This window comes from Dactylosporangium sp. NPDC051484 (assembly GCF_040689395.1).
Taxonomy (GTDB): Bacteria; Actinomycetota; Actinomycetes; order Mycobacteriales; family Micromonosporaceae; genus Dactylosporangium.
The window spans coordinates 134,341-151,125 of sequence record NZ_JBFAZX010000015.1; the positions used below are offsets into that span (position 1 = coordinate 134,341).

The following is a 16,785-nucleotide window of genomic DNA, read 5'->3' on the forward strand; positions in this document are numbered from 1 at the left end:
CCAGCCGCCGCCGGCCGCCACGCCGAGCCGCCGAGCCCGCGACCGATCAGGATTCAAGAAGCACGGGCCACCGGGCGCCGCTAGCGTGAGGGCCATGGACCTCACCATTCACAACACCTTCCTGCCGCAGGACGACCCGGAGGCGGCGCTGGCGTTCTACCGCGACCTGCTGGGCTTCGAGGTCCGCAACGACGTCGGCTACGGCGGGATGCGCTGGATCACGGTCGGCCCGCCGGACCAGCCCGGCACGTCCATCGTCCTGCACCCGCCGGCCGCCGACCCCGGCATCACCGACGACGAGCGCCGCACCGTCGCCGAGATGATGGCCAAGGGGACCTACGCCATGATCGTCCTGGCCACCGCCGATCTCGACGGGGTCTTCGCGCGGCTGCAGGAGCGCGCCGAGGTCGTCCAGGAGCCGACCGAGCAGCCGTACGGGATTCGCGACTGCGCCGTGCGCGATCCCGCGGGCAACCTCATCCGCATCAACGAGCGGCGCTGAGGTTTCTTCGACCCACGAATCTTCAGGAGCGAACACATGAGCGACTCGTCCATCCCGGCAATCAAGACCGTCCTGCACCCCGTGACCGATCTGGAGGCGGCCAAGGCGGTGTACACCGCCCTGCTCGGCATGCCACCGCAGACCGACTCCTCCTACTACGTCGGCTACGAGGCCGCCGGTCAGCAGATCGGGCTGGTGCCGGGCGGCGGATCGCAGGGCATGAACTCGCCGGTGGCCTACTGGCACGTGCCGGACATCGCGGCGAAGCTGGCCGAGGTGACCGCCGCGGGTGCCACCGTGCGGGAGCCCGCGCACGACGTCGGCGGCGGCCGCCTGGTGGCCACCGTCGTCGACCCCGACGGCAACGTGCTCGGCCTGCTGCAGGACCGCTGAGTGGCGAGGGGCCCGGCCGGCGTCGTCCGGCCGGGCCCCTCGCGCCCCGGCCCGCACCGGCGATCAGGTAGACAGTAGACGGTAGACCGTCGCCGTGACCGCACCGACGAAGGAGAACCGGACATATGGCCACGAGGGCAAGCACGCAGCCGTCCGAGCTGCGAGTCGCCGACAGCCACGATCTGATCCGCGTGCAGGGCGCGCGCGAGAACAATCTCAAGGACGTCAGCGTCGAGATCCCGAAACGCCGGCTGACGGTGTTCACCGGCGTCTCCGGCTCGGGCAAGAGCTCCCTGGTCTTCGGCACGATCGCCGCTGAGTCGCAGCGGCTGATCAACGAGACCTACAGCGCCTTCGTGCAGGGCTTCATGCCAACGCTGGCCCGGCCGGAGGTCGACCTGCTGGAGGGGCTGACGACGGCGATCATCGTCGACCAGGAGCGGATCGGGAGCAACCCCCGCTCCACGGTCGGCACCGTCACCGACGCCAACGCGATGCTGCGGATCGTCTTCAGCCGGCTCGGGCAGCCGCACATCGGCTCGCCCAACGCGTTCTCCTTCAACGTCCCCACGGTCCGGGCCAGCGGCGCGATCACGGTCGAGCGCGGCGACGGCAAGGCCGTGAAGAAGACCTTCACCCGCGCCGGCGGCATGTGTCCACGCTGCGAGGGCATGGGCAACGTCAGCGACTTCGATCTGACGCAGCTCTACGACGACGGCAAGTCGCTCAACGAGGGCGCGCTCACGATTCCCGGCTACAGCATGGACGGCTGGTTCGGCCGCATCTTCAACGGTTGCGGCTTCTTCGACCCGGACAAGCCGATCCGCCGGTTCACCAAGAAGGAGCTCCACGACCTCCTCTACAAGGAACCGACCAAGATCAAGATCGACAACGTCAACCTGACGTACGAGGGGCTGATCCCGAAGATCCAGAAGTCGCTGCTGGCCAAGGACCGGGAGGCGATGCAGCCGCACATCCGCGCGTTCGTGGACCGGGCGGTCATCTTCACCACCTGCCCCGAGTGCGACGGCACCCGGCTCACCGAGGCGGCCCGCTCGTCGAAGGTCAACGGGATCAACATCGCCGGCGCCTGCGCGATGCAGATCAGCGACCTGGCCGAATGGGTCCGCGGCCTCGACGAGCCGTCGGTGGCGCCGCTGCTCGACGCGCTGCGGCACACCCTCGAGTCCTTCGTGGAGATCGGGCTCGGCTACCTCTCGCTCGACCGGCCGTCGGGCACGCTGTCCGGCGGCGAGGCGCAGCGCGTCAAGATGATCCGCCACCTCGGGTCGTCGCTCACCGACGTCACCTACGTCTTCGACGAGCCGACGATCGGGCTGCACCCGCACGACATCCAGCGGATGAACGACCTGCTGCTACGGCTGCGCGACAAGGGCAACACCGTGCTGGTCGTGGAGCACAAGCCGGGCACGATCGCGATCGCCGACCACGTCGTCGACCTCGGCCCCGGCGCGGGCACGGCGGGCGGCGCCGTCTGCTTCGAGGGCACCGTCGAGGGGCTGCGCACCAGCGGCACCATCACCGGCCGCCACTTCGACGACCGGGCCTCCCTCAAGGCGACGGTGCGCAGGCCCACCGGCAGGCTGGAGATCCGCGGCGCGACGGCGCACAACCTGCGCGACGTCGACGTCGACATCCCGCTCGGGGTGCTGTGCGTCGTCACCGGCGTCGCCGGCTCCGGCAAGAGCTCGCTCGTGCACGGGTCGATCCCCGCCGCCGAGGGAGTGGTGTCGATCGACCAGGGCGCGATCCGGGGCTCGCGGCGCAGCAACCCGGCGACGTACACCGGGCTGCTCGAACCGGTCCGCAAGGCGTTCGCGAAGGCCAACGGCGTGAAACCGGCGCTGTTCAGCGCCAACTCCGAGGGCGCCTGCCCCGGCTGCAACGGCGCCGGCGTCACCTACGTCGACCTGGCGATGATGGCCGGCGTCGCCACCACCTGCGAGGAGTGCGAGGGCAAGCGGTTCGAGGCATCGGTGCTGGAGTACCGGCTCGGCGGGCGCGACATCAGCGAGGTGCTCGCGATGTCGGTGACCGAGGCCGAGGAGTTCTTCGGCGCCGGCGAGGCGCGCACGCCGGCGGCGCACGCCATCCTCGACCGGCTCGCCGACGTCGGGCTCGGCTACCTCAGCCTCGGCCAGCCGCTCACGACGCTATCCGGCGGCGAGCGCCAGCGGCTCAAGCTGGCCACCCGGATGGGTGACAAGGGCGGCGTCTACGTCCTCGACGAGCCGACCACGGGCCTGCACCTCGCCGACGTCGAGCAGCTGCTCGGCCTGCTCGACCGGCTCGTCGACGCCGGCAAGTCGGTCATCGTCGTCGAGCACCACCAGGCGGTCATGGCGCACGCCGACTGGATCATCGACCTCGGCCCCGGCGCCGGCCACGACGGGGGCCGGATCGTCTTCGAGGGCACACCCGCCGACCTCGTCGCCGCCCGCTCCACCCTCACCGGCGAGCACCTCGCGGCCTACGTCGGCGCCTGACCCAACCCGGGTGTCGATCTTGCAGTCGTGGTGCCGACAAAACGGGACATTCGCGGAGTGTCCTGGCACCACAACTGCAAGATCAGCGACACGTGCGGCTAGCGGCCGGCCCTCAGCGCGCCGCGCGGAGGGCGTCGATCAGCTCGGGCGCGGCGCCGCCGAGCTCGGCCAGCCGGGCCGGCGTGAGGCCGAAGTGGTCCCGCGCCCGCGGGTCCAGGCCGGCGGCCAGGAGTCTCGGCAGCAGGCGCAGCCGGGACTCGTCCGGGACCAGGCACGGCAGCAGGTGCAGCAGCGTGCGGCCGTCGCCGTCGCGGCAGTGCGGGTCGAGGCCGGCGTCCAGCATCGACTCCAGCGTGTCGGACTCGCCGGCGGCCACCCGGGACATCAGCTCCCGGCGGGTTTCGCGCAGGGACCGGGGCAGCCGGCTCGGGCCGCCGCGCCAGGCCGTGTACGCGCCCGCGCAGCCCGCCGGGGGCGGGCCGCCCAGGGCGAGCATGGCCGCCTCGCGGTCGGCGTAGCCGGTCGGGTGCGGGGTGCTCAGTACCCCGTCGCGAAACTCCGTGCGGTGCCAGCCGGCGCCGCAGCGCACGCGCACCGGGCCCGGCGGGCGCATGTCCGGCGGGCCGGCCGACCCGGCGCCGGGCAGGGCGGGGAACAGCGCCGTGGCGACCAGCGGGTGCAGTTCATGCGGCGCGATCCGGCCGTGCACGAGGTCCCGGAGATCCTCCGGCCAGAACAGCTCGGTCAGCGCCACCGCGGCGGCCGGCTCGCGCCGCAGCCACAGGGCCTCCACGACCCGCAGGCGCGGGCGGCCGGCGCGGCTGGGGTCCAAGCGGCCGGGGTCCAGGCGGTCGAACCACAGGACGCGGTTCCGGCCGGCGGGCACCCAGGCCGCGCTCAGGCCGTCGCGGACGGTGGCGCGCCAGGCCGCGGCCGGCAGGCCGGGCGCGGCCAGCGCGTCGCGGTGGGCGATCGCGTCGTGCCAGCCGTCGGCCGAGCCGTCGAGGTCGAGGTCGAGGTCGAGGTCGAAGCCGGCCTCCCGCCAGCCCCGCTCCGGGCGGTCCTCACGGAAGTGCCGCAGGATCCGCTCGGTCATCGCCTCCGGGCCCGCGCCCTCGCGGCGGGCGCCGTCCGGGGCGAAGCCGGGCAGCCGGGTGTACCCCCCGCAGCGCGCGAGCAGGCCGGCGGTGCGCCGGGCGTCCCAGAGCTCGCGCAGGCCGGCGAGGCTCATCGCGTGATGCGGCGCGGGCGGCACGCCGAAGCGCAGGGTGAAGCGGGCCGGGCCGGCGGACGACGCCGTGCGCCACGACCGGCGGCCGGAGGCGTGCGACGGGGCCAGGTACAGCGCCCGGTCGCCGTGCAGGCTCAGCGAGATCACATCGCGGGTCTCGGACACCGCCGAGCGGTAGCGCCAGTCGTCGCGGGCCGGGTGGTGCTGAAGCCGCAGCACGTGCCAGCGCAGCAGGTCCGGCACGAGGTGGTGCAGGTCGTCGTCGACTGCGGCGGCCACCTCGGCGCCGTGCTCGCGGGCGATGGCGCGCGGGTCGAGCGCCGCCTCGATGCCGGCGACGGCGCAGGCGCTGGCCCAGTCGCCGGCGGTGCGGCGCTCGGTAGCGGCGGCGATCTGGGCGCGCGTCAGGCCGTACCGTGGCCGCCGCTTTGGCTCGTTCGGCATCGCCGGGAGTGTAGCCGGGGCGGGAAGACGAACGGCCCCACCGCCCGCGAGGGACGGTGGGGCCGCCGGGGTGCCGAACCGTCAGGCTCCGCCGCCACCGGGCTGGACGACGCCGTTCACCGTGAGGGTGTACGGCGCGTACTGCTGGACCTGCTCCGTCGGCTCGTCGTAGGCGACGATCGCCACGACCTTCGGGAACAGCGACAGCAGCGCCAGCTGGATCCAGTTGAGCTGCAGGTTGTCCTTGCCGTTGTACTCGAACTGCCACGCGAACGCGCGGGCCTCGTCGATGCCCACGAGCTTGACGTTCCAGTTCTTGACCGTGGTCGGCTTGATCTGGGTCGGGGACTTGAACGGGGCCAGGCTGGACCCGTCGCTCAGCAGCGTGCCGCCGAGCTTGATGTCGTCGAGGAGCAGGCCGCCCTCGTTGACACCGCCGTCGCTGACGTAGCGGAACGAGAGCAGGATCGACTTGCCGGCGTAGGCCGACAGGTCGAACGTGTGCTGCTCGAAGCCGTTCGTCGTGCCGTTGAGGCCGGGACCCAGCGGCGCGGGGACGGTCTTGTCACCGGGGATCGAGGTGTACGTGCTGCCACCGTCGGTGGAGACCTGGACGTATCCGTAGTCGTAGCCGAGCTCGGCGCCGTACTTCGCGAGGAAGGTCAGCGTCGCGTCGGTGGCCGGCACGGTCACCGGGATGACCGCCGCCGCGTTGGTGTTATTCGCGTTGCCCGAGAACAGCACCGAGTTGCCGGCCCGGTCCGGGTCGTTGCCGACCAGGGTCCAGGCCAGCGGCAGCGTCGGCAGGGTCTTCGCGCCGCTGAAGTTCAGCGAGCGCAGGTCCTTGCCGGAAAGCGTCGTCCCGTTCTTCTGCAACAGCACGTAGTCCGCGCCGTTCGGGGCCGCGCCGGGCACGCTGTAGGACTGCGGGTTGGCCAGGTTGACCGTGGAGCGCAGGCTCTTGGACGTGACGTTCTTCTTGTCCGCCCCGAGGACGATCCCCCACTTGGAGTCGCCGACGATCTTGTCGAGCAGCACCATGCTCTGGTAGTCGTGCAGGACCGTGTACACGTCCTTGGCGCCCGCCGCCTTCACGGCGGCGTCGAGGCTCGCGATGCCCTGCAGGTCACCGTCGCGGTGGAGCCGCTCGATGATGCCCTGGCCGAAGCGGTCGTAGAGGTACAGCATCAGCTCGTAGGCGTTGCCGTAGTCGGCGAGCACCCCGTTGCCGTTGCCGCCCTCGCCCCAGAGGTTGAGCGAGTTCTGGGCACCACCGCAGTCGCGCGGGTTCGGGTTGAACGGCGTCTGCACCGGCCCGTAGCCCTGGAAGCAGTACAGGTGGCTGTCGCCGCCCTTGTCGAAGACCGTCTTGGTCCCGTCGACGTATCCGGTGAGCGTCTGCGCGAAGTCGGACAGACCCTCGTTCAGCCACGTCGTCTCGTTCGGGTCCGAGTAGGACTGGACCAGGTGCTGCCACTCGTGCGCGAACGTGCCCTCGTAGAGGCGCGGGCGCGCCGGGCGGCTGGTGCACAGGTCCGACGTCGGCTCGTCCACCGGGTTGGCACCCGTGCGGTGCGCCCAGTCGTACGCGTCAATCGTCATGACGTTGCGGTCGAACAGCTCGTTGAACTGCACGGAGAAGAAGCCGGCGATGTAGGTCGGCGCGGCCGGGAACCTGTAGTAATTGTCGTCCCGGACGTTGTCGACCAGCGTCACCGTCTTTTCGCCGCCGCCGGTGTACACGCCACCGTTGCCGTTCTTGTCCGGGCCGAGCAGCGCATTGCTGCCGTCCCGGTCCGGCGGCGTGGCGAAGGCGGCGGTCTCCTTGGGATACATGTTGGTGTCGAACTCGTGGATGAAGTTCGCCACCTGCGCGTCGGTCACCGTGGTGGAGTTCGGCACCTGATTGCGGCAGTCGCCCGCCGGGAACGAGGTGTCGGCGGCGACCCAGAGCTCAATGTGCTCGCCGACGCCGCGCAGGACGTAGTCCTTGCGGTACAGCATGCCATTGAAGTCGTCGGAACCCAGCCACTGACGAATCGTGCCGACCGGCGGGGTGGCCGCCGTGGCGAGCGCGGTGCGCTGCCTCGCCTTGCTGCTCGCCATCTTCGACGTATCGACGATCTTGCCGTCCAACGTGAAGTTCGTGCGGGTCAACTCCCGCACGTCGGACGCGTCCGTCTTGGCCGGCGCCGGGGCCTTCACCGGGGCCGCGAGGGCCGGCACGGCCGGCAACGCGACGAGCATCGGCACGGCCAAGGCGACGGCCGCTGTCACGGCCAGGCCTTTTCTCACCATGGAGCCTCCTTACGACGGCACGCGGGACGGGGCGGGATATCCGCCTGCATCCGGCCGCGCCGGGTTCGGGATTATATTGACAACGCACACTATCGCCGAGGCTGACACCGGCGAACGTCGCATCGAACGCGAAGGGTATTCGCAAGGGATCGCCGGGCTTGCCGCTCGCCGACAAACGGTGATTATCGTCAATATTCGACAGTCCGCAGCTCCCGCCGGGGGCGCCCGCCCTGGATGGTGACGCACCGTAACGACTGGCCGCGAGCACTCGCAACCTGGACGCGCGAACCGGTCATCCGGTTGCAGGTGGGCACGAACTCACCGCGAATACACCCGGCCGGCCCAATGCCGCCGCCGTCCGACGGAGCACGCACCGCGACGTCCGGTGGTCCGGGCACCGGCCGGACGGACGGGCTTCCAGGCTGGACAGCGGTACACGTGTCGTCACCGCAGAACGTATCGTCGCAGCATGACAGCCCTGACCCTCGCAGTGGAACGCCTCGCTGCCGCCACGGTGCTGTCCTGTCACGGGGCGCTGGTCGCGGCCAGCACGATGCAGCTCGAGACCGCGCTGTCCCAGGCTCTGCTGCGGCCGCAGATTCGAATCGTCGTCGATCTGGCCGCGGTGGCCACGATCGACTGCACGGGCGTGATGATGCTGCGCGTGACCGCGGGCATCGCTACCGAACAGGGCGGATCGCTGGTCCTGGCCGTTCCGAACACGCAGATCGTGCACACGCTGCGTGAGGGCGGGACGCTGAGCACCATTCCGACGTACCGCACGGTGCAGGCCGCGCTCGACGGCGACACCGGTGCGCTGATCACCGAGACCGACGCCGCGCCGGCGCCGACGGCGTGGCCGTTGAACCGCTCGGAACGCCGCACCGCCTGACCGTCCTGACTACCCTGGGCCCATGGAAGCGCAGTACGTGCGGTGGCGGCCGGCGGCGGCGGTGCGGCCCTTCGCCGACTGGTACACCGGCTACGAGCAGCACGGCCTCCCGGGGCGGCATCGGGGGCTGCCCTCGCCGTACCTCACCCTGATCGTGACGCTCGATGAGCCGCTGCGCATCGCGGCGCACCCCGACCCGGCCACGCCGCCCGGGCGCTACGACACACTCATCGGCGGCCTGCACACCACCCCGGCGATCATCACGCACGACGGCCGCGGCGCCGGCATCCAGGTGGCGCTGTCGCCGCTGGGCGCCCGGGCGCTGCTCGGCCTGCCGGCCGGCGAGCTGGCCGGCGCCGACCTCGACGCCGCCTGCCTGCTCGGGCCGCTCGCCGACGAGCTGCGCGAGCGGGTGTGCCTGGCCGCCGGCTGGCCCGCGCGCTTCCGCATCGTCGACGAGCTGCTCACCCGCCGGGCCGACCCGGCCCTCGCGCCCGCGCCGGAGGTGAGCTTCGCCTGGCGGCGGCTGTGCGCGACCGGCGGCACGCTCAGCCCGGCCGAGCTCGCCGGCGAGACGGGTTGGAGCGGCCGGTACCTCAGCCGCCGCTTCGGCATCGAGATCGGCCTCTCGCCGAAGGTCGCCGCCCGGGTGGCCCGCTTCGACCGTGCGCGGCGCCGGCTGCAGGCCTCGGGCGGCGCGCACCCGCTCGCCGCCCTCGCCGTGGAGTGCGGGTACTACGACCAGGCCCACCTCAGCCGGGAGTTCTCCGCGCTGGCCGGGGTCCCGCCGGCGCGATGGTGGGCGGAGGAGTTCCGAAACGTGCAATCGCCGCTGGAGCTGACCGCGGCAGACTCGGGACATGATCGATGACAGGACCGATGACAAGGCCCCGCCGCCGCAGGTGTGGCCCACGCTGCAGGCGACGGATGCCCGCGCCCTGATCCGCTTCCTCGTCGACGCGTTCGGCTTCGAGGCGACCGCCGTCCACGGCGAGGGCGACCTCGTCGAGCACGCCCAGCTGTCGTGGCCGGAGGGCGGCGGCATCATGCTGGGCAGCGACCGCGGAGACGGCTCGCCGTGGCCGCTCAGGCCGGGCACGTTCGGCTGCTACGTGGTGTGCGCCGAGCCCGAAGCCCTCTACCGGCGCGCGACCGCCACCGGCGCGACGGTGATCCAGGAGCTGAACGACACCGACTACGGCTCACGCGAGTTCGCGGTGCGCGACCCGGAGGGCAACCTGTGGTCGTTCGGCACGTACCGGGGCGAGCCGCGCGCCGTGTAAAGCATCGCCGCGCGGCGCCTCGACGACCGGAGCCTGGCCGTGGTGGTCGGGGCGCCGGTCGGCGATTCCTTCGCCGGGCACTGGCTGATCGACGTCGACTCGCTGGAGCGCGCCGCGCGGATCGCGGCGGCGACCGGCGGGGCGGTGGAGATCCGCCTCCTGATGCGCGACGGCCCAGGCCCGGACCTCTGACCCGGTCCCCGCTGTGCTCGTGGACGCGACCCTCCCGGTGCGGCGCTGCGGTGCGCGTGCGGCAGTTCGTCGTGCCGGTTTGCCGATCTCCACCAGGAACGCGCCGGCGGTCGTGGCCCGCGGTGCGCAGCGCAGCCGCTCGGGCACCGCCGCGGCCCGCTCGCCGGCGTCGACGCTCAGCACCCACTCGGGGGCGCCGGCCGCTGCGACGGCCGCGTTGCGCGCCGCGGCGAAGTCGCCCCGCCACTCCCCCGAGCTGGCGGTGGCCCCGAGCGACCGCGCCAGGGCGGCCGACCAGTCCGGTGGAGCCGGTGTCGTGCACGCGTATGCCATCGACCGTCCTGCCTCCCGCCGAGGGCGGCCAGGCAGCTGGGCAGATCAGCCGGCTCGTCCCGGCCTCATCGGCGCGAACGCCCTGACCTTGAGCGGAACGCTCGTGAGCGCAACGGCCGTGAGCGCAATCAGTGACCGACGGTCGCGTGATACTGGTCTACGATCTCCTGCTTGATGCGGCCGCGGTCGGAAACCTGGAATCCGGCCCCCTGCGCCCATTCCCGGATGGCCCGGTTCTGGTCGCGGTCGCCGCGCGTCGTGCCGCGTCCCCGGCTGGGAGCAGTTCGAGCCCCAACTGTCGCGCTGCGCCCCAGCTTGGTGCCCGCGGAAATGTAGGGCTTCAGCGCGGTGCGCAGTTTCTCGGCGTTCTTCTTGGACAGGTCGATCGAATACTGAACGCCATCGAGGCCGAACGCGACACTCTCATCGGCGGACTTACCGTCCAGATCGTCGATCAGTTCCTGAATAACACGCTTGGCCATGCCGGCCGACCTCCCGGGAGCGACTTGAACGTTACGCACGAAACGGAGCCCGTCGAAAACAGTATCGCCAATCTATTGATTTGACGCCAGATAGCCGGGGGAAAACACTTCTTCACCGATCGTGTCGATCCAATTACACGGTGCCGGACGCGGGCGGCACGATCTGCGCTCGGCCGGTGAGCGCACCGGCGCCGCCTATTTCGCCGCATCGGCGGCCGCACCGATCGCCCACGCGAACCACGAAACGATGCACCACGCGGCGAGATCGGCGCACTGCGCGACCTCGGCGGCGAGGCCAGCGCCCCGCCCCGCCCGCCCTGCCCGCGCTGGCGCCGATGCCGAGCGCCACGGCCTCGTGCGCGGCGAGGCGGGTGACCCGGGCCTCGGACCGGCCCGTGGCGCCAGGCAGGGCGAACTCCGCCGAGCACGCGCGGAGGTCGACGTAGAGCACCGGACCGGCCGATCCGGCATTCCCGCCCATGAATCCCGCCACTGCCGGAGAGCGATCCCTAGCGACGCGCGTCCGCGTGCCCGGTCTCGGCGAGGACCTCGTCGATGGCCCGGCGGGCGATGCCGGCCAGGAACGGATTGGTGGTGCGGTAATACGGCAGGGCGGCCAGGGACATGGCGAACGCCCACGCGCGGCCGCGGCGCCAGGTGTCCTCGTCGGCGCCGAGGCGGGAGCGGAACGCGTCGCGCTGGGCGGCGTCGAGCAGCAGCCAGGCGGGGATGAGATCGGCCGCGGGATCGCCGACCGCGAGGCAACTCCAGTCGAGCACCGCACCCAGCGTGCCGTCGCGGAGCAGGAGGTTGCCCGCGTGCAGGTCGCCGTGCAACCACACCGGCGGACCGGGCCAGTCCGGGGCGGACCGGTCGGCCTCCCACACCGCGGTGAGCACGGCCGGGTCGTAGTCGCCGGCCAGGGCGTCGATCCAGGCCGACATGTCCTTGCCGCGCAGGCTCGCGCCGCGGGCACCGGGCCGGGCGGGCGGGCCGCCGGCGGTGTCGATGCGCCGCAGTGCGGCGATGAAGTCCGTCAGCGGCTCCGCGAGGCCGTCCGGGCCGCCGGGGTTGGCGCCGTCGATCCAGCGGTACACCGCCCACGCGAATGGATATCCGAGCGCCGGCGCGCCGACCGCGACCGGGTCCGGCACCTCGGCGGGCAGGTGCGGGGCGAGCCGCGGCAGCCAGCGCCGCTCGAGCTCGATCTGGCCGGTCGCGCCCGGCAGGCGGGGCAGCCGCACGCTGAGCGCGTCGCCGAGGCGATAGATGGCGTTGTCGGTGCCGGTCGAGGCCACCGACGCCACGCTCAGCCCGGCCCACTGCGGGAACTGCGCCTCGACCAGGGCCCGGACCAGCTCGGCGTCGGTCGGCGGCTCCCCCTCGTGCATCACCGGGGGATCCTCCCAGTCGCACGATCTGCCGGGCCACCGGTTTTCCCGCCGGACGGGCAGGTCAGGACTTATTTGGCGACTTACTTTAACTGTTAGGGTTCCTTACTTGTGCCGGACCTCATCGATGGCCCATGATTCGAGACAGCGGATCCGCCAATCCCGCCCGCCTACACCCGAAGGACCCCCAATCGTGCGCAGAAAGCTGACGCTGGCAGCGCTTGCCCTGTTGACGGCGCTGGGGGTGGGCCTCGCGATCAGGCCCGCCCTCGCCGCCACCCCGTTCAAGGTGCTCGCGTTCTACAACGGCACCTGGGACGCCGCCCACATCGACTTCGACAAGGAGGCCAGGGACTGGTTCCCCCAGCAGGGGGCCCAGAACGGCTTCACGTGGGAGGCCACGACGGACTGGAGCCGGCTCAACACCGGCAACCTCGCGCAGTACAAAGTGATCATGTTCCTCGACGACGCGCCGCCGGCCGGGCAGCGCGCCGCGTTCCAGCAGTACATGCAGAACGGCGGCGCGTGGATGGGCTTCCACGTCAGCGCGTTCACCACCGACCCGAACTCCTGGAGCTGGTACTACAACACGTTCCTCGGCTCGGGCGCCTTCAGGACCAACACGTGGGGCCCGACGCGGATCACGTACAAGGTTGAGAACCGCAGCCACCCGGCCACGGCCGGACTGCCCGCGACCTTCCAGTCGGCGGTCTCGGAGTGGTACTCGTGGAGCAACGACCTGCGGCAGAACCCGAACATCGACATCCTGGCGTCGGTCGATCCCAGCAGCTTCCCGGTCGGCACCGACCCGAACCAGTCCTGGTACAGCGGCTACTACCCGATCCTGTGGACCAACCGCAACTACCGGATGCTGTACGCCAACTTCGGCCACAACGGCATGAACTACACCACCAACACGCGCACCTCCTCGACGTTCGAGAGCGCCAACCAGAACCGCTGGATCATCCAGGGCATCCTCTGGCTGGCCGGGCAGTCCTCGACCCCGCCGACCTCGACCCCGCCGACCTCGACGCCGCCCACGTCCAGCGGCCCGATCTCGCCGTCGGCGTGGTACTCGGTGATCAACAAGAGCAGCGCCAAGTGCGTCGACGCCCGCGCGGCCAGCACGGCCAACGGCACGGCGATCCAGCAGTACACCTGCAACAACACGAACGCGCAGCAGTACCGCTTCCAGCCCGCGAGCGACGGGTACGTGCACATCGACAACCGCGCCAACCCGGCCCAGTCACTCGACGTGACGGGCAGGTCCACCGCGGACAGCGCGGCGATCCAGCTGTGGGCGTACGGCGGTGGCACCAACCAGCAGTGGCAGGCGGTCTCCGAGGGCGGCGGCTACTACCACTTCGTCAACCGGGCGAGCGGCAAGTGCCTCGACACCCCGGGCGCGTCCACCGCGGACAGTGTGCAGCTCGTGCAGTACGCCTGCAACGGCACCGGCGCCCAGTCGTTCCGCCTGGCGCAAGCGGCCTCCTGAGGCCTGCGTCCACTGACCCTGCGTCCCTCCGCCGTCACCGCACGTCGATGCGGTGGCGGCGGGGGCGCGGGGAATGTCGGTGTGCGCGGTAGGGTGCCGGGGTGACCGAGCCGCCGAACGTGCCGACCGCCCGACGGGTGGGCGGCTGCCTGCTGATCGGCGACACGACCACGACGGTCGCGGTGCCGGACGGCTGGCTCGCGGTGCTGGTGTCCCCGACGGTGCCCGCCGCCGCCGTGATCCCAGCGGTGCTACGTGATCCCGTCGTCCTGAACTTCTCAGCAAGCTCAGGCAGCTCGGACCTCTCGGACAGCTCAGACGGCTCGGGCTTATCGGATGGTCAGGGCTTATCGGACAGACCGGATCTCTCGGACGGCCCGGCCGGGATCCTGCTGCTCGGCGCCGGGGACGAGACTGCCGCCGAGCTCGCCGTCGCGGCGGGGCGGCCGGTCGTGGCCCCCGAGGGCCCGGTGGTGGCCACGCCCGGCGGGACACTGTTCGCCGCAGCCGGCTGGTGGCGGCACACGCCGGGCGGCCGGCGGGTCGCGGCCGGTTCCCGCTGGCCGGCGCCGGTCTGGCAGTCGCTGGTGCCGGACCACATGCCGTGGCCGGTGATCACGCACCCGGTCCCCGCCGGCTGGCGACTCTCGACCGCGGGCGGCGACCAAGCCGTCGACCCCCACCAAACCGATGGCCGGGACAGTGCCGGCGGCCGGGCCACGGCCAGCGACAGGGGCGTGGCCAGCGACAGGGGCGTGGCCAGCGACAGGGGCGTGGCCAGCGACAGGGGCGTGGCCAGCGACAGGGGCGTGGCCGGCAGTAATGGCACGACCGGCGGCACCGAAATGGCCGGCAACGAGGACACCGCCGGTGGAAGGGATACGGCCGGCGGCACCGAAGTCTCCAGAGACGCGGACAAGGCCGGCGGCGGGGCTGACTCCGGTGGCCTGCGCCTTGGTGGCGAGGACGGCGGTGCGTCGGACCTGGCCCTCTCGGTGGCCGTCGATCCGGACCGTCTCCGGCTGCTGGTCGACCCGTCCGTGACCGGTGCCGAGCTGGCCGCGACGGTGCGCGCCCTGCCTCCGGCGGCCCGGCCACTGGTCGACGTGGTGCCGCTCGCGCCGGGCCAGGGCGCGGGCCGGGCCGTGGCCGCGGCCGCCGCGCGGGATCTCGCCGAGCCGGTGCACCTGATCAACGGCGTGCCGCTGCACGCCCCGTCCGGCGACATCACCGTCTACGCCCTCGACGCCGCGCTGCGACCGGTCTGGGCCGAGCCCGCCTGGCGGCTGCGTTGCCTGCCGTCCGGCCAGGAGGAGGTGCTGGCCTCCTCGCCGCCGCAGCCGTCACTTCGCCCGATCGACCCCGCGACATACGCGATGGACCTCGGCTGGCTGGTCCGCCTCTCCGGCGGCGGCCTGCACGCGGAGCCGTCCGGCCCACTACGCCCGGCGCGCGGCCGCGCGGAGGTGCCCACCAGGCGTGCTGCCGCGGCCCCGCCGGCCGTCATAGAACTCATCGTCGACCTCGCCGCACGGCCACCGCGCCACTCCGTCTCGGCACCGCACGGACCCGCCCTCCCTGCCGGTTCACCAGTCGGCGCCGCGCTCCCTCAGCACGCGAGACCGGGCACCGCACTCCCCCAGAACGCAGGGCCCGGCACCGCACTCCCCCAGAACGCAGGACTCAGCGCCCCACTCTCGGCAGACGCGCCGGCCGAGGCCGCACTCGCCCAGGACGGCCTCCGCCAAGAGGCGCGCCGCGAAGAGGCGCCGGCCACCGCCGCGCTCCCCGACGCCGCGCGAGCCGAAATCACGCGAACCGACGCCGCACGAACCGACGCCGCGCGAGCCGAAATCGTGCGAGCCGAAACCGCAGTCGCCCAAGACTCGCGCCGGGAGGCGCAGGCCGGAGCCGCCGTGCCCGGGGTGCGGTCGAGCGGGGCCGGGCCGGTGGCGATCGACGGGCGGTATCGGGTCGTCGTGGGCACCCCCGGCCTCGACATCAACGACCTGCTGTGGCCGCCGCTGTCGGCGCTGTTCACCGCGGCGTTGACGGACATCCCGGCCCCCGTCGACCTGACGGTGGCCGGCAACGCCACGCCGTGGGGGCTCGCCGCCGCGAAGGAGCTCGCCGAGCGCCATGCGGGCACCGGCCCGCGACCAGCCGTCCCGCACGACGCGGAGGCGGTCGCCGCCGCCCCGTTCGCCGCCGGGTCCGGCGGTGGGGCGGGCAAGCCGTTCCGGCGGGCCGCGATGTTGCCCCTCACGGAGTCCGCCACCACGGACACGGTGAGCGCTGGCGACGTCACAGATAGTCGCCGGCGGCTGCTCCTGGTCGCCGCGGCGATCGCGGCGCTGGTGCTCCTCGGCGTGGGCGTCGCCGGGGTGTGGCCGGGCGGACCGCGCGCCGACGACGACCCGGCCGCGGCGGGGCCGCAGTGGGCCGAGCCGGGCGTCGCGCCCAGGACGGGCGGCGGGTCCTCGGCGCCGGGCGCGGGGCCGAGAGCGTCGCGTTCGGCCGCGTCGGCGTCGGCCGCGCCGTCGGCGAGCCGGGCGAGCGGCTCCCCGGTGCCCGCGACGGCCGGCTCCTCCGCCGGGCCGGGCGGGGCCAGCGCCGGCCCGAGCCCGACGCAGGCCAGCGTCGCCGACGGCGTCAACCTGGCAGCGGGGCGCGACACACGGGACAGCGGCCACGCCGACGTGTATCGGTCGGGCAACATCACCGACGGCGACCCGATGAGCTACTGGGAGAGCCGCAACAACGCGTTCCCGCAGTGGGTGCAGGTGGATCTGGGCACCCCCGCCGAGCTGCGCCGGGCGGTGCTGCGCCTGCCGCCGTCGGACGCGTGGCCGGCCCGCTCCGAGCGCATCGAGGTGCAGGCGAGCCTGGACGACAAGCAGTTCACCTCGCTGGCGGGCCCGGCGTCGTACACGTTCGCCCAGAGCTCCGGGCAGCGGGTGACGATCGCGCTGCCGGGCGGGCAGTGGCGCTACGTGCGGCTGGTCTTCACCGCCAACACGGTCCAACCGGCGGGGCAGCTGTCGCAGTTGGAGCTGTATCGCGCCTGAGGGCCGAGGGCGGCCGGGCTGAGCTGGGCGACCCGGCGGCGTGGTGACTCGTCCCACCGGCACGAGACCGCGTGCGCGGGCGGCCGGGCACCCCGGCGAACTCGTCGTCGCAGCGCCCGGCCACCGCCACCGCATTGGCGGCGACGACGGGTGGAGGCGCGGCAGACCCGGCGAGCTCGCCGGCGGGGTGCCAGGCCGCCCGCGCGCCCCCGGCGAGTTGGTCCGGGGGGCGCGGCCGCCCAAGACCCCCGCCGATCGGGAGAGCGGGGGGGAG

The 16,785-nt window shown here is 72.7% G+C and carries 13 protein-coding genes; 9 read left to right on the top strand and 4 right to left on the bottom strand.

Features of this window, described 5'->3' with window-relative positions; all coding sequences use genetic code 11:
* The first annotated feature begins 94 nt into the window (after nt 1–94).
* The 3 genes from AB0367_RS24035 (at nt 95) to AB0367_RS24045 (ending at nt 3,402) form a co-directional block, all read left to right on the top strand.
* Nucleotides 95–502 carry a VOC family protein gene (locus tag AB0367_RS24035; protein ID WP_366228643.1) on the top strand — a complete coding sequence of 136 codons (408 nt, stop codon included), beginning with the start codon at nt 95–97 and terminating at the stop codon, nt 500–502.
* Between the two features lie 36 nt (nt 503–538).
* A complete protein-coding gene (locus AB0367_RS24040) occupies nt 539–895 on the top strand; it encodes a VOC family protein (protein ID WP_366228644.1) in 357 nt (118 codons plus the stop codon).
* 125 nt (nt 896–1,020) lie between these two features.
* Nucleotides 1,021–3,402, top strand: a complete 2,382-nt coding sequence (locus AB0367_RS24045) for an excinuclease ABC subunit UvrA (RefSeq protein ID WP_366228645.1) — start codon at nt 1,021–1,023, stop codon at nt 3,400–3,402.
* Between the two features lie 112 nt (nt 3,403–3,514).
* On the opposite strand, the gene AB0367_RS24050 is transcribed toward AB0367_RS24045, so the two are convergent.
* Nucleotides 3,515–5,077, bottom strand: a complete 1,563-nt coding sequence (locus AB0367_RS24050) for a hypothetical protein (protein ID WP_366228646.1) — start codon at nt 5,075–5,077, stop codon at nt 3,515–3,517.
* An 81-nt stretch (nt 5,078–5,158) separates the two neighbouring features.
* Nucleotides 5,159–7,375, bottom strand: coding sequence for a choice-of-anchor J domain-containing protein (locus AB0367_RS24055; protein ID WP_366228647.1), 2,217 nt, complete (start codon nt 7,373–7,375; stop codon nt 5,159–5,161).
* Nucleotides 7,376–7,844: 469 nt separating this feature from the next.
* On the opposite strand from AB0367_RS24055, the gene AB0367_RS24060 reads away from it, so the two are divergent.
* The 4 genes from AB0367_RS24060 to AB0367_RS24075 are packed head-to-tail and all read left to right on the top strand — an operon-like array spanning nt 7,845 to nt 9,742.
* The gene (locus AB0367_RS24060; protein WP_366228648.1) at nt 7,845–8,267 is read left to right on the top strand and encodes an STAS domain-containing protein; all 423 of its coding nucleotides are present in this window, start codon (nt 7,845–7,847) and stop codon (nt 8,265–8,267) included.
* 22 nt (nt 8,268–8,289) lie between these two features.
* Nucleotides 8,290–9,138: a helix-turn-helix domain-containing protein gene (locus tag AB0367_RS24065; protein ID WP_366228649.1), complete on the top strand. Its 849-nt coding sequence runs from the start codon at nt 8,290–8,292 to the stop codon at nt 9,136–9,138.
* Entirely contained in the window at nt 9,128–9,550 is a 423-nt protein-coding gene (locus AB0367_RS24070; RefSeq protein ID WP_366228650.1) for a VOC family protein, read from the top strand. The genes AB0367_RS24065 and AB0367_RS24070 overlap by 11 nt, the downstream gene beginning before the upstream one ends.
* A gap of 39 nt (nt 9,551–9,589) precedes the next feature.
* Entirely contained in the window at nt 9,590–9,742 is a 153-nt protein-coding gene (locus AB0367_RS24075) for a hypothetical protein (RefSeq protein WP_366228651.1), read from the top strand.
* 461 nt (nt 9,743–10,203) lie between these two features.
* On the opposite strand, the gene AB0367_RS24080 is transcribed toward AB0367_RS24075, so the two are convergent.
* Both AB0367_RS24080 and AB0367_RS24085 read right to left on the bottom strand, forming a co-directional pair.
* Nucleotides 10,204–10,557, bottom strand: a complete 354-nt coding sequence (locus AB0367_RS24080; RefSeq protein ID WP_366228652.1) for an Lsr2 family protein — start codon at nt 10,555–10,557, stop codon at nt 10,204–10,206.
* Between the two features lie 509 nt (nt 10,558–11,066).
* Nucleotides 11,067–11,948: an aminoglycoside phosphotransferase family protein gene (locus AB0367_RS24085; protein ID WP_366228659.1), complete on the bottom strand. Its 882-nt coding sequence runs from the start codon at nt 11,946–11,948 to the stop codon at nt 11,067–11,069.
* A gap of 193 nt (nt 11,949–12,141) precedes the next feature.
* Between AB0367_RS24085 and AB0367_RS24090 the strand changes: the two genes are divergently transcribed.
* Both AB0367_RS24090 and AB0367_RS24095 read left to right on the top strand, forming a co-directional pair.
* Complete coding sequence (locus AB0367_RS24090; protein ID WP_366228654.1) at nt 12,142–13,443, top strand: ThuA domain-containing protein; 1,302 nt, start codon at nt 12,142–12,144, stop codon at nt 13,441–13,443.
* A 101-nt stretch (nt 13,444–13,544) separates the two neighbouring features.
* Nucleotides 13,545–16,511 carry a discoidin domain-containing protein gene (locus tag AB0367_RS24095; protein ID WP_366228655.1) on the top strand — a complete coding sequence of 989 codons (2,967 nt, stop codon included), beginning with the start codon at nt 13,545–13,547 and terminating at the stop codon, nt 16,509–16,511.
* The last annotated feature ends 274 nt before the right edge of the window (nt 16,512–16,785 follow it).

Excerpts from the sequence above, each read along its gene's own strand:
- AB0367_RS24045 (WP_366228645.1), top strand. The coding sequence starts at position 1,021 with ATGGCCACGAGGGCAAGCACGCAGCCGTCCGAGCTGCGAGTCGCCGAC.
- AB0367_RS24085 (WP_366228659.1), bottom strand. The coding sequence starts at position 11,948 with ATGCACGAGGGGGAGCCGCCGACCGACGCCGAGCTGGTCCGGGCCCTG.
- AB0367_RS24055 (WP_366228647.1), bottom strand. The coding sequence starts at position 7,375 with ATGGTGAGAAAAGGCCTGGCCGTGACAGCGGCCGTCGCCTTGGCCGTG.
- AB0367_RS24040 (WP_366228644.1), top strand. The coding sequence starts at position 539 with ATGAGCGACTCGTCCATCCCGGCAATCAAGACCGTCCTGCACCCCGTG.
- AB0367_RS24065 (WP_366228649.1), top strand. The coding sequence starts at position 8,290 with ATGGAAGCGCAGTACGTGCGGTGGCGGCCGGCGGCGGCGGTGCGGCCC.
- AB0367_RS24050 (WP_366228646.1), bottom strand. The coding sequence starts at position 5,077 with ATGCCGAACGAGCCAAAGCGGCGGCCACGGTACGGCCTGACGCGCGCC.
- AB0367_RS24070 (WP_366228650.1), top strand. The coding sequence starts at position 9,128 with ATGATCGATGACAGGACCGATGACAAGGCCCCGCCGCCGCAGGTGTGG.
- AB0367_RS24080 (WP_366228652.1), bottom strand. The coding sequence starts at position 10,557 with ATGGCCAAGCGTGTTATTCAGGAACTGATCGACGATCTGGACGGTAAG.
- AB0367_RS24060 (WP_366228648.1), top strand. The coding sequence starts at position 7,845 with ATGACAGCCCTGACCCTCGCAGTGGAACGCCTCGCTGCCGCCACGGTG.
- AB0367_RS24035 (WP_366228643.1), top strand. The coding sequence starts at position 95 with ATGGACCTCACCATTCACAACACCTTCCTGCCGCAGGACGACCCGGAG.